Below are 13,676 nucleotides of genomic sequence, written 5' to 3'. Positions count from 1 at the left end.
AAAATTATCAGGGGAATTAGCTAGATACTAGAAGATAGTTTAAAAGTGAAACGACTTTATTATATTTATTTTTATTAAATGGGGGGAAAATCAAATGAAAAAGAGTAAAAAAATATGGGCACTGCTTTTAGCAGTGGTATTGGTTTTTGCTGTTGTAGGATGTGGGTCAAACGAAACAGCAGGTGGTGATGATATTGCTACAGGTGCCGAGGATTTTAAAGTAGGGGTAATTCATATAGGAGATCCTTCTGAAGGTGCAGGGTATACCTATGCTCATGATCAAGGTATTGTACAGATGCAACAAGCATTAGGCTTATCTGATGCACAGATCATTCGTAAAAACAATATCGGTGATGCAGATGCAGTTGCTACAAGAAATGCAATTGAGGAATGTATTGAAGAAGGTGCTAAACTTATTTTTGGTACTAGTTGGGGGTATATGGATACTATGGAAGAAATGGCAGAGGAGTATCCGGATATTATGTTCTCTCATGGAAGCGGATATAAGAGTAATGGTAAGAACTTCAACAACTATTTTGGTCGTATTTATGAAGCCCGTTATTTATCAGGAATTGCTGCAGGGCTAAAAACTGAAACAAATAAGATAGGCTATGTTGCAGCAATGGGCCAAGATAACTCAGAGGTTACAGGTGGAATCAATGCTTTTGCTATGGGTGTTGAGTCTGTTAATCCTGATGCAGAAATCTATGTAAAAGTTACCAACACATGGTTTGATCCTACTTTAGAGGGACAGGCAGCAGAGGCTTTATTAGACCTTGGTGCAGACGTTATTACACAGCATCAGGATACCACTGCACCTCAGCTTGCAGCACAAAACAGAGGTGTATGGAGTGTTGGTTATAACTCTGATATGACAAAAGATGCACCAAAAGCACACTTAACAGCACCTATTTGGAATTGGGGTGTATATTATACCCAAACAGCAAAAGATGTAATGGAAGGAACTTGGACAGCAGAAAACTATTTCGGAGGTATGGCAGAGGGCATGGTGGATATTTCTCCCCTTTCAGAAAACTGTGCAGAAGGTACAGCAGAAAAGATTGACGAAGTAAGGGCTAAAATTATGGATGGTTCCTTCAAGGTGTTTGAGGGAGAACTTTATGATAATCAAGGAAATAAGGTTTGTGAGGAAGATCAAGTTCTTACTGAAGCAGAAATTACAGGTGCCATGAATTGGTACTATAGAAATGTTGTTGTAGAATAAGAAAACTGGGCAGGTGGCAGTGTGAACAAGAAAACAGCTATTGAACTTAAAGAAATTACGAAAACCTTTGGAACAGTAATAGCAAATAATAAAGTAAATATATCTGTCAAGCAGGGTGAGATTCTCGCCCTGCTTGGGGAAAATGGTTCTGGAAAAACAACGATCATGAACATGCTGTCAGGTATTTACCGTCCTGACAGCGGTTCTATTTTCGTGAAGGGGCAGGAGGTTGTTATTAATTCCCCTGAGGACTCCGCCAAGTTAGGAATTGGAATGATTCATCAGCACTTTAAACTGGTTGATGTACTGACAGCAACAGATAATATTATTTTAGGTTCAAAAGAAAAGGGTATGTGGTTATCAAAATCAAGGTTTCAAAGGATTGGAGAAATCAGCCAAACCTTTGGATTAGAAATTGACCCTCAAAAATATGTTTACAATATGTCAGTCAGTGAAAAACAAACAGTAGAAATCTTGAAGGTTTTATATCGCAATGCGGATATTTTAATTTTAGATGAACCTACTGCTGTTTTAACACCACAGGAAATCACTGGTCTTTTTGATATTTTACGGAGGATGCGGGATAATGGTTGTGCAGTGATTATTATTACCCATAAATTAAATGAAGTTTTAGAAATAAGTGATAGAGTGACCATTCTTAGAAAGGGAGAGAGTGTTGCCACTGTCAATACAAAGGAGACAAATGCCAAAGAACTAACAGAACTGATGGTTGGACGTGCTATTGAGCTAGCCATTGAACATCCTGAAAATGATTTTGAAGAAAATTTATTAGAGATCCATCACTTAACGGTAGAAAATCAAGAGGGGATAGAGTCTTTGAAGGATATCAGCTTCCAGCTAAACCAAGGGGAGATTCTTGGTGTAGCAGGCATCGCAGGAAGTGGTCAGAAGGAACTGTGTGAGGCGTTGGCTGGATTAATACCTGTGAAAAAAGGAGCGGTCCTTTACCGTAATGAAAATATTGTGGGTATGAATCCACATGATATTATAAAGTTAGGGATCAGCATGAGCTTTATTCCCGAAGACCGCCTTGGCATGGGGCTTGTGGCTTCTATGGGTATGGTGGAAAATATGCTTTTAAAGAATTATCGACACAGTAAGAAAGGGCCTTTTATCAGTAAAAGGGCTGCAAAAGAATTAGCAAAAAAACTAGTAGATGATATGCAAATCGTAACCCCTAGTGTAGAAACTCCTGTTAGAAGATTGTCAGGGGGAAATGTACAAAAAGTACTGCTGGGTAGAGAAATTGAATCCAACCCCAATGTACTAATAACTGCTTACGCTGTCAGGGGACTGGATATTAACTCTTCCTATGCCATATATGATGCTTTAAATGAACAAAAACAAAAAGGTGTTGGTATACTGTTTATAGGGGAAGACTTGGATGTGATGTTAGAACTGTGCGATAGAATTATGGTGTTGTGCCATGGAAGAATCACAGGAATTGTAGATACAAAATCAGCCACAAAAGAGGAGATTGGTTTAATGATGGCGGATGTAGTTTTAGATAAGGAGGAAAAGAAGTATGAGCAATACTGTGGGTAAGATACCTCGCCGTGAACCATTGATCAGGATTGCAAAAAGAGAGGAACTACAAGGCAAACAGGTTGCTCTGCTGTATATAGCAGCATTTGTTGCAGCAATAGTTACGGGTGGATTGTTTTTACTTGCGTTGGGTCTTAATCCAATAAAGGCTTATATGACGATTATAGACGGGGCCTTTCGAAGTAAAATAGCAATGCAGGGGACTGTAAGAATTGCAATTCCTCTTTTGATTAGCTCCCTTGGAGTTACGCTGGCATTTAAAATGAAATTTTGGAACATCGGGGCAGAAGGACAAATCATCATGGGAGCAATCTTTGCCACCTACTTTGCATTGTTTCATAGTGACTGGCCCCATAGTCTACTCATTGCTGTCATGTTGATGGCAGGTATGATAGGAGGCGGTTTATGGGCACTAATTCCAGCTTTCTTCAAAACAAAGTTTGGCACCAATGAAACCTTATTTACACTCATGCTCAACTATATCGCACTATATACGATTAAGTATTTGACAGAAGGACCATGGCTTGATCCAAATGCTGGTGGGTTTCCTAAAATTGCATCCTTTCATGCCAATGCAAGACTGGATAGAGTTTTTGGCGTTCATGCAGGTTGGATTATCGGATTAATATTGGTTGTATTTATTTTTATCTATTTAAAGTTTTCTAAACATGGCTATGAAATCAGTGTGGTGGGAGAAAGTCAAAATACGGCAAAGTATGCTGGAATAGATGTCAGGAAAGTTGTATTACGTACAATGTTTTTAAGTGGAGGTATTTGTGGCATAGCAGGAATGACACAGGCAACAGGAGCTGCCTATACACTAAGCGAAGGAATTGCAGGAGGGGTAGGTTTTACCGCTATTATTGTAGCTTGGTTATCTTACTTGAATCCCATCTTAATTTTACTTGTAGCAATATTATTCAGTATTTTGGAAAAAGGATGCAGTGTCATGCAGAGTGCCTTTGGTATATCAGCAGCAGTATCCGCTATTTTGCAAGGTATTATCTTGTTTTTTATCCTTGGATTTGATTTCTTTCGAAGATATCAATTTATTTTTCGCAAAAAATCGGAAGGGGGACGGTCTGTATGATGCTGATTAATTTTTTATTTGCTGCAATTAAAGCTGGAACCCCTCTTCTTTTTGGTACTACAGGAGAGATTATGAATGAAAAGGTAGGACATTTGAACCTCGGTGTTGAAGGCATGATGTTCATGGGAGCTTTTAGCGGTTTTTTTGTTGGATATCACACCGATAATGTCCTCCTTGCGTTGTTGGCTGCTATATTAGCAGGGATGTTGGGAGCTTTGATCTATGCTTTTCTTACAGTCACCATGATGGCAAATCAAAACGTAACAGGACTTACGCTAACAATTTTTGGTTCAGGCTTTGCTAGGTTTTTTGGAGAAATTATGATTAGTAAATCTGTAGATGGTTCCCCTAAGCTATCACCGAGGTTTGTAGCGGCACTGAGTGAAAGGACCATACCAGTATTGGGAGAGATTCCTGTGATGGGTAAACTTTTATTTTCTCACAATCCATTGGTATATCTTGCTATAGTCATTGCTATTCTATGTGGTATTTATATTAAGCATACAAGGGCGGGACTCAATATGCGTGCCGTAGGCGAAAATCCAGCTACCGCAGATGCAGCAGGAATCAATGTCCTTTTAGTAAAGTATGTCCATATTCTCATAGGCGGAGGCATTTGCGGATTAGGAGGTGCTTACCTATCTTTAATTAACGGCGGCGGTGTTTGGAATAATAGTTGTGTCAACGGACAGGGTTGGATTGCTGTAGCATTGGTAATCTTTGCAAGCTGGAGTCCAGTGAAGGCTATTTTAGGTTCTTTAATATTTGGAGGTTTTAGTATTCTCCAGTTTTATGTCAGAAAGAGTTTGATCAGCCTCCCAAACGCTTTTTATGTGATGCTTCCATTTTTAATTACTGTGATTATACTGATTGTTACCTCTATGCAAAAATCCAAGAAGCATGCTCAACCTGCTGCCTGTGGAGAAAATTATTTTAGAGAAGAAAGATAGGAAGAGATGCTTTAGTGTTATTAGGTAAAGAAGTTAGAAAATATTACTTTAGAAAATATGAGTCTCTTGACTGAAACCATAAGTCAGGAGACTTTTGCATGTATCTGTATATGTAAAGAGTATTGATTTTTTTAAAAAAAGATAGGGAGGAATTTTATAAAAGACCCAATTGGGACTTGACGCTGGGTAATTATACCTATATAATGAACTAAATAATGATAGGTGAGTGATCACTCACCTATCATTTAATGATATTTAACCTCTGCCAGAGATGGTGATTGACATCGATGGAATTTATGTACCTCTTGTAAAAGTTTTTTAAGAAATTATACAAAATCTATAATGCTCTAAAAAAATAGGATGCATATAAATGAGAAGAATAAAGTTAAGGGAGAATATATTATGAAAGCAGAATATATTAACCAATTCATTGAGGCAAGTACAAATGTTATACATCAGACTACGGGACTTGCACCAAAGCTAGGGAAGGTAGGTGTCAAGGATACCCCCTATAAAAGTGACAATGTGTTGGTGCTGATAGGATTAACAGGTAAAATATCTGGAAATGTAGTAATTAATTTTAGTAAGGAAATGGCTTATAGAGTGGCTTCTGCCATGATGATGGGAATGCCTGTAACTGAGTTGGATGAAATGGGGAGAAGTGCAATTGGTGAGTTGTGCAACATGATTATGGGTAACACTGCCACGTTGTTTTCTCAGAAGGGCGTCGACATTGATATTACCCCGCCAACTATATTAACAGGAGAGCGTATTCAGTTGAGTATACATAAAAGTGTGATTATGTGCGTACCACTTCTTTTTGAAGATGGAGATACGATCGAGGTAGATATATCCTACGTGGATAAATAACACCTAAAAAAAGACACCTAGCGAAAAATTAGAAGCTAGGTGTCTTTTTTGCTGTGCTAAAACTCTTTTAGCATTGTGACTTCAATAGGCTTACTTAAAAGCTCACCAGACCTTTCTGCGAAGACAGCGTTGAAATGAGGGCTTGAAGCGTGATACTGTAGAGCAGCTTCATCTACATATTGTTCAAAGATAATAATTTCTGCAGTGTTTTCTACAGAAACATGAGGAATGTAGGTGATACAACCTGTCTCCTCTCGAGTGATCTTGGTTAAATTAGTGATTGCTTCCATGAGTTGTGTTTCTTTTCCTGGTATGGCAGTAATTTTGGCAATAAGTGATACCATCTTATATCCTCTCCTTGGTTTAAATCTAAAATTTAAGCACTTAGACTAAGTTATATACATTAAATTCATTATACCATATTATGGATAAATCTAAAAAGCAGAAATTTTAGAAAGATTGAAAAACAAAGGAAGATCTTTTGTGAAGTTTTAGATTCCTTAAAGTAATAGATGCTATTTCGTCGAATATTTCAGCAGTTTGTCGAATATTCAAGAAAATTGGGGAAAAACCCACTATAATCAAATTATTAGGCAAGCTAGAAGCAGAAGCATTGACATAGTGAAGTGGTATAAGGTAAGGAGGAAGGGTTTAGAAATCAATGGGATTGGAGGGAGGAAACATTCAAAGATAAAAGTAGCTTATAGCTCATAAAAATCATAGGTATCTATTAAGAGAAAAACTTATTGAAGAGTAAAGAACTAAAGCTAAGAAATTTTGCACGGTCATATTTAAATACGTACAATGGAGGCATAGAAATGAAAAGTATAAAAACAAGACTCATTCTTTATTTTTCCATCTTAATTTTATTATCGTCTATTGCATTAGGCGGTATCTCTATACAAAGAGCTAAGATATCTCTTACTGAAGAAGCTGAAAAAAACTTAGCTTCTCTGGCATTTGAGGCTGCAAGGTTGACGGAGAGCAGAGTGAGAATTCAAAAAAGAACCTTGGAGATAATTGCGGGCAGGAGTGATATTGAAAGAATGAATTGGGAGGAACAGCAAGCTGTATTGGAAAGACAGTTACAAAGAACTGATTTTTTTGATTTAGCGGTTGTGCACCCTAATGGCACTGCCTATCATGTAGATGGTACAACCAGTCAATTAGGAGGGGCAGAGTCTATCAAAAGAGCCTTAGATGGTGAAGTAAGTGTATCAGATTTGTTGATTCGTGAAAATAAGCCTATTTTAATGTATGTTGCTCCTATTGAAGAAGATGGTAAGGTAGTGGGGGCTTTAGTAGGCCATAGAGATGGAATGGCTCTAACAAATATTATAGAAGATACAGGTTATGGCAGTACTGGCTACGCCTATATGATTAATCAACAAGGAACAATGGTGGCTCATCCTGATAGAGACAGAGTGTTTAACCAGTATAATCACATTGAGGAAGCATTACACGATGAAAGTCAAAAATCTGTAGCGACGCTATTTGAAAAGATACTAGAAGAGCAAACTGGAGTTAGTAGCTATACTTTTGAAGGGCATGATCTATATGCTGGTTATGCAGCTATTCAAGATACAGACTGGATACTAGTTATCACTGCAAATGAAAGAGAGGTTTTATCGGCAGTTCCATCACTGCAAAGGAGAATTTTATTTGGTACACTTATTATTTTGCTAATAAGTATTGTCATTATATACTTGATTGGGAATTCAATAACAAAACCTATTATTAGAACAGTAAATTTTTCAGAAAAGCTGGCAAATTTAGATATTACAGAGGATATGCCCGAGGACCTTCTCAAAAAAGCAGATGAGATTGGTGTCTTGTCAAAGGCGCTACAGAACATTATTCACAATCTTAGAGAAATTATTAAGGATATCAATCATTCCTCACAGCAGGTGGCAGCTGCTTCGGAGGAGTTGACGGCTACATCCCAACAATCAGCTACCGCTGCTGATGAAGTAGCAAAAACCATAGAAGAAATTGCAAGAAGTGCTTCTGATCAGGCAGGAAATACAGAAGAGGGTTCTTTAAAGGCGACTTTATTAGGAGAAGCTATTGAAAAGGATCAAATAGTTATCAAAAATTTGAATGTAGCTTCTAGTAAAGTAGCAAGAACTGTTAGTGAAGGCCTGCAGGAAATCAGTGATTTGTTTAACATTACTGAAGAAAGTAATCGTGCTTCAAAAGAAATCTATGAGGTAATATTAAAAACCAACGAAAGCTCTGATAGTATTGTAGAAGCTAGCAGAGTAATTGCTTCCATAGCAGAACAAACCAACTTACTGGCTTTAAATGCCGCCATAGAAGCAGCAAGGGCAGGAGATGCAGGAAAAGGTTTTGCAGTGGTAGCAGAAGAAATCAGAAAACTAGCAGAACAATCAGCTACATCTACAAAAACCATCGATAAAATCGTCAGCGAACTGCAAAGTAATGCTAAAGATGCTGTAAAAACAATGGAAAAAGTTAGTAAGATATCTAAAGGGCAAACAAAGGGTGTAACCAATAGTAAAGATAAGTATATGTTAATAGCAGAAGCAATGAAGGATGCGGAAGCAGCTATGGAACAATTAAACTTTTCAGGTAAAGAAATGGAAAAGATGAAAACCGAAATATTAAGTGCTTTACAAAGTCTTTCTGCTATTGCAGAAGAAAACTCTGCTGCTACCCAACAAGCAGCAACATCTATGGAGGAACAGACTGCTGCTGTAGAAGAGATTGCAAGTGCCAGTGAAGGATTATCAAACTTAGCCCAAGAACTACAGACCTTGATTGAAAAGTTTAAAGTTTAAAATGATCATTACTCGTAGATGGATAGCAGTTTTTAGTGCTGCCTCCTCTACGAGTTTGTATTTTGGAAAAATATAACTTGATTATAGATAGTGAATCAGGTATAAAAAAGATAGAGGTATTTGTAAATTATTAGCATATATAATTATTATCAAAATTCTCTGAAACTGTCATTTTGCTAATACTAGGATCCTTCGACTCCGCTTTGCTCCCCTCAGGATGACAAATTATGGTGTAAATTAACGCTAATGAAATTCAAGTATAATGGAGTAAATCTATATACAGGACTGCTTCAATTATAAAAAATTAAAGGAAAGGTAGGTGAAAGTTCTGGTTTAGCCTGTGAAAAATTTACACAGCAGTATTTTATAGTGTCTAGGCTATAGAAACCAGAGTGTAAGATGAAAACTTCCAAGAATTATGTGTGGTTAAGTTTAATCATGTTTGTTGTATTAATTATATCGACAGGATGCAACAATACAAAGCCCACTGACGTAGAAAAAGATCTAGTATATGTAGAAGTACAAAAAGTTGCAAAAGGAGATATAAGCAAGATAGAAGTTTATTCAGGAGAGATTAAGGCGAAAAATCAGGTAAGTGTCATGGCAAAATCTTTTGGAGAAGTAGGAGAAATTTTCTTTGATGTAGGTGACGAGGTGCAGCAGGGAGATCTATTGTTTATTATGGATAAAAGGAATGTTGAACATACCATTGCCCAGCTAAACAACCAGGTAAAGGCAGCAGAAATCTCTATTGATACTGCTTCTATAGGAGTATCAATGGCAGAAGGAAGCATGAGAGAAAACCAAAAAAATCAGTCAGAAGATACCATCAATCTTTTGAAGGTATTATATGAGGATGCACAAAAAAACTATGAAGATATGAATAAACTCTATGATGCAGGGGCTGTCTCTAGGCAGCAGTATGATCAAGTAAAACTAGCCTATGAACAAACAAAACTAAACTATGAAGCAAGTAGGAGAAATCATGAGCTTTTAGTAGGGTCAATTTTGAAGGAAAATATAGAAAACGCAAAAAATCAACTACAACAAGCAGTTGCAGCTAGAGATGCTCTATTGATTCAATTAAAAAATGCCAAAGAAACGCTGGAGGATTTAAATGTTACCAGCCCTATCAAGGGAGTTGTAGCATCGAGAAGTATTGAAAAAGGAGAAATCACAGGAAATACTGTGCCCTCTTTTGTTATTGTAAATATTGATACAGTAGTTTTAGATATTTATGTACCAGAGACTTTTATTAACAAAGTACAGATAGATGAAGAAATAGAAGTAAATATTGCAGCAGCAGGGAAGGAATCCTTTAAAGGAAGGATTACCAAAATTACCCCTGTAACAGAGGGAAGAACATTTACCTATCCTGTTAGTATTGAAATAGAAAATAAAGAGGGTAGGATCAGACCGGGAATGTTTGCAGAAGCTGTTGTAGATTTAGAACGAAGTGAAGATATCATTGTCCTTCCAAGAAAACATCTAAAAATAGATAAAGGTCAATATTTTGCTTATATTGTGGAAGATAATATTGTAAAAACTTTTCCGTTGACAATTGGCATTGATAATGGGAAATATGTAGAAGTGAAAGAAGGCCTGAAGGAAGGACAACAGCTAATTATTAAAGGGAAAGAGTATGTATCAGAGGGTGAAGAAGTATTTATAACCGAAGATCACAGGTAAAGGGGGGCAAATTGATGGAGGATAAAAACAAGAAGGATATACCAGAGCTTTCCCAAAAGAAAAATTTCCTAGGAAGATGGTCTGCTTTTTTTATCAATAGATATAGGGTTACTTACTTATTGATTATAATTATTTTTTTCTGGGGAATCACGCAATACTCTGGATTACAGAGGGAAGCACAGCCAAAAGTCACTATCCCCTTTGCAGTGGTACAAACAACTTATATAGGAGCTTCTCCAGAGGAAGTGGAATCACTGGTGACAGATCCTATAGAAAAAAAGCTGGAGGAACTGACAGATGTTAGAAGAATTACATCGGGATCTACCTTTGGACAGTCTACCATATTCATAGAATTTGATTCCGGTAGTGATATACAGGAAAAAGTTAGAGAAACAAGAGAAAAGATTTTAGATATAAGTGATACATTACCTGTAGATGTAGAAACACCAAGGGTGATGGATATGAAAACAGGGGAAAGTCCTGTATTGGTGTTTACTTTAAGGGGAAATCGTGAAACATTAGAAATTCAGGAAAGTGCTGAAAAAATAAAAAATTTGATTGAATCAGTGGAGGGTGTTACTGAAGTAGCGCTGGTAGGAGATATAAAAAGAGAAATTAGGGTTATTGTAGATCCGCAAAAACTATCAGTGTACAATATTTCTTTACAGGATATTAAAAATGCCCTCATACAGTCCAATGTAAACCTTCCAGGTGGGGATATTAAGCTAAATGAAATACACTATAATGTCCGTACAATAGGAAGATTTGAAAAAGTAGAAGAATTAGGAAGTGTAATTATTAAGGACTTGGGAAACGGAAAGGTTCATTTGAGAGACATTGCCATGATAGAGGATGGTTATGAGGATGTAAAAAAATTTGTAAGAAAACCTGTACTATCAGAAGAAGAACCTTATATTGAAAATGCCATTGCAATCTCTGTCAAGAAAAAAGAATCTGCCGATGATATTATAGTTAAAGACGCTATCTTAAAGAGACTAAATGAACATCAAGAAGGTTTATATCCCAGCGATATGACACTAGAGCTGGTATCTGACAAAGCCCACTATGTAGCTTCGCAACTGGGTTCTGTCACTGATAATGCAAAATCAGGGTTGTTGTTGGTCATCGTGGTATTATTTCTTTTTATAGGATTTAAAGAGTCGTTAATTGTAGCCTTTGTTATTCCCCTCTCTATCTTTACAGCCTTTGGACTGATGAAAGTGTCAGGAATGACTTTAAACGAGATCACCATGTTTTCCCTTGTTTTAGCAGTAGGCATGCTGGTGGACAATGCTATTGTAGTTATGGAAAATATAGATCGACTGAGATTTAAAGGATTATCTTCAAAGTTAGCGGCGGAAGTAGGTACCAATCAGGTGGCTCCTGCTATTATGGCATCTACATTGACAACATTGGCAGCCTTTTTTCCTTTGTCCTTAACCTCTGGAATAATGGGTGAATTTATACGTCCTATTCCCTTGACAGTCATCTTCACCTTGACCGCCTCGTTTTTTATGGCAATTACCATAGCTCCCTCGATTTGTGCGGGGATGATCAAGACCCATAGAAGTCATAAAACAAAGTCTGAAGGATTTAAAAAGCAAAATTACATAAAATGGATTTCTGTAGTTTTTGTCTTTGTTTTATCCTTGATTGCCTTTAAGGATTGGAGTCAAGAGGGTGTAAAACAGTATGGTATGCTATCCATTACAATGGCTGTAGTCTTTGGATTTATTATGTTTCTTAAGCAGTTTAAATTTAAAGGTGGACATGAAGAGAGTAAAGTAATTAGTTATTATCAAAAATGTCTGGGCTGGGTTATTACAACAACGAAAAGAAAACTGCTGTTTATAGGAATGATTTTTTTAGCTTTTATCATAAGTATAGGTTTAATTCCACTAGGTATACTGAAGGTTGAAATGTTTGGAGAAGAAGATATGCCTAGCTTTTACGTAGAGATTAGCACACCACAAGGAAGTAACCTAGAGGAAACTTTAGAGATCGTTGAGGAAGTAGAAAAGTACTTGTTTAACATAAATGAAATCAATCACTTTGTTTCTTATGTAGGTGATGAGGGGACGGATATATGGTCTGACTTTACTGTGGAGGGTCCTGATATGCCTAACAAAGGAAGAATTATTGTAGAATTGAAGGAAGAAGTCCATAGAGAAAGGACTAGTGTGCAGATTGCAAGTGAAATTAGAAGTCATGTAAGAAAAATTGCAGGGGCTGAAATAAAGGTTATTGAATTAGAGGCAGGACCACCAACAGGTGCTCCTATCTATTTGAAAATAAAAGGAGAAAATCTAGAGGATTTAGAAAATACCGCAAGGGACTTTGCTGAGATTCTAAAGTCGCTAGAAGGGGCAAGGGACATAAAAACCAGTATAGGTGAGGGAATGCCAGAATTACAGGTAAGAGTGAATCAAGCTAAGGCATCTACACTAGGGTTAGACAATATGTCCATAGCCCTGTCTATAAGGAATGTGATTCATGGAATTAAGGCCACAACTTTTAGAGAAAATCAAGATGAAATAGATGTTATTATTCGAACCTCAAAGGATCGACTTAGAACCGTACGGGATATAGAAAAAATCTTTTTCTATACACCTAGGGGAGAGGCTGTCCCTTTTTCACAGGTAGCAGAGATCGTAGAAACCGAAAGTATTATGAATATATCCCACGAAGATGGTAAAAGGAGAATAGCGGTTTCGGGAGAAATTGATGCCGAAAGAGTAACAGCAGTTGAAGTCATTAATAAGTTTAAAGAGGAAATAAAAGATTATTCTATGCCTCAAGGGGTAGTATTGGAGTTTGGAGGAGAGATGGAGGAAATGGGAGAATCCTTTGAAGATATGATGAATAACATGATTCTTGCAGCTATTTTGGTATATATTATATTAGCGATTCAATTCAATTCCTTAACACAACCTTTGATCATTTTATTTACTGTACCCATGGCACTGATAGGTGTTATGCCGGGATTACTTATTACGGGTAATAAGTTTGGTTTTGTGGCCTTTGTGGGGTTGGTTGCTTTGGTGGGGATTGCGGTAAATGATGCCATTGTTTTAGTGGACTACATCAATTACCTCAGGGGAACCGGATATGACACAAGGGAAGCCATTCTTGAGACAGGGAAAACAAGGTTCTTGCCTGTATTAGCAACCACTATTACAACTGCCGGGGGGATTTTACCTATTACGTTAAAAGAAGCGTTTTTCGCTCCTTTAGGAATTGCCTTAATTAGTGGTTTGTGTATGGCTACCCTATTAACCTTAGTGGTGGTACCTACCATGTATTCAATCCTGGAGGAACATAAAACAAAACGATCAAATAAAAAGACAAAACCCCTTTCTTCAAGCTGCTAAGCAACAGTTGAAAACCACTTGTTTTTTTACTAAATTTAACGTAAAATCCCTGCTTTAAAGCAGAGAGGTATAAGGCAAGGTTTTTATCCTTTAGAAATTAAAAGCTTTAGAAGA

9 protein-coding genes are annotated in these 13,676 nt (G+C 37.0%); 8 read left to right on the top strand and 1 reads right to left on the bottom strand.

Annotated elements, in window-relative coordinates; genetic code table 11:
* The first annotated feature begins 94 nt into the window (after nt 1–94).
* From CACET_RS16905 to CACET_RS16885, 5 genes are all read left to right on the top strand, one after another.
* Nucleotides 95–1,225, top strand: coding sequence for a BMP family ABC transporter substrate-binding protein (locus tag CACET_RS16905; RefSeq protein ID WP_044824325.1), 1,131 nt, complete (start codon nt 95–97; stop codon nt 1,223–1,225).
* Between the two features lie 21 nt (nt 1,226–1,246).
* Nucleotides 1,247–2,791 carry an ABC transporter ATP-binding protein gene (locus CACET_RS16900; RefSeq protein WP_044824324.1) on the top strand — a complete coding sequence of 515 codons (1,545 nt, stop codon included), beginning with the start codon at nt 1,247–1,249 and terminating at the stop codon, nt 2,789–2,791.
* A complete protein-coding gene (locus tag CACET_RS16895; RefSeq protein ID WP_044824323.1) occupies nt 2,772–3,881 on the top strand; it encodes an ABC transporter permease in 1,110 nt (369 codons plus the stop codon). Before CACET_RS16900 ends, CACET_RS16895 begins: the two co-directional genes overlap by 20 nt.
* Nucleotides 3,878–4,831 carry an ABC transporter permease gene (locus CACET_RS16890; protein WP_044824322.1) on the top strand — a complete coding sequence of 318 codons (954 nt, stop codon included), beginning with the start codon at nt 3,878–3,880 and terminating at the stop codon, nt 4,829–4,831. Before CACET_RS16895 ends, CACET_RS16890 begins: the two co-directional genes overlap by 4 nt.
* Before the next feature lie 402 nt (nt 4,832–5,233).
* Entirely contained in the window at nt 5,234–5,701 is a 468-nt protein-coding gene (locus tag CACET_RS16885) for a chemotaxis protein CheX (RefSeq protein WP_044824321.1), read from the top strand.
* 56 nt (nt 5,702–5,757) lie between these two features.
* On the opposite strand, the gene CACET_RS16880 is transcribed toward CACET_RS16885, so the two are convergent.
* Nucleotides 5,758–6,045 (bottom strand): putative quinol monooxygenase, encoded by a 288-nt coding sequence (locus CACET_RS16880; protein WP_052661321.1) that lies wholly within the window; start codon nt 6,043–6,045, stop codon nt 5,758–5,760.
* A gap of 474 nt (nt 6,046–6,519) precedes the next feature.
* Here CACET_RS16880 and CACET_RS16875 point away from each other — a divergent pair, with 474 nt between their 5' ends.
* The 3 genes from CACET_RS16875 (at nt 6,520) to CACET_RS16865 (ending at nt 13,562) form a co-directional block, all read left to right on the top strand.
* Nucleotides 6,520–8,502, top strand: coding sequence for a methyl-accepting chemotaxis protein (locus CACET_RS16875; protein WP_044824320.1), 1,983 nt, complete (start codon nt 6,520–6,522; stop codon nt 8,500–8,502).
* Between the two features lie 399 nt (nt 8,503–8,901).
* The gene (locus CACET_RS16870; RefSeq protein WP_048407551.1) at nt 8,902–10,191 is read left to right on the top strand and encodes an efflux RND transporter periplasmic adaptor subunit; all 1,290 of its coding nucleotides are present in this window, start codon (nt 8,902–8,904) and stop codon (nt 10,189–10,191) included.
* 14 nt (nt 10,192–10,205) lie between these two features.
* A complete protein-coding gene (locus CACET_RS16865) occupies nt 10,206–13,562 on the top strand; it encodes an efflux RND transporter permease subunit (protein ID WP_044824318.1) in 3,357 nt (1,118 codons plus the stop codon).
* The last annotated feature ends 114 nt before the right edge of the window (nt 13,563–13,676 follow it).

This window comes from Clostridium aceticum (assembly GCF_001042715.1).
GTDB lineage: Bacteria > Bacillota > Clostridia > Peptostreptococcales > Natronincolaceae > Andreesenella > Andreesenella acetica.
Note: the sequence above shows the minus strand (reverse complement) of the source record. Positions and strands in the feature narration are given on the sequence as shown.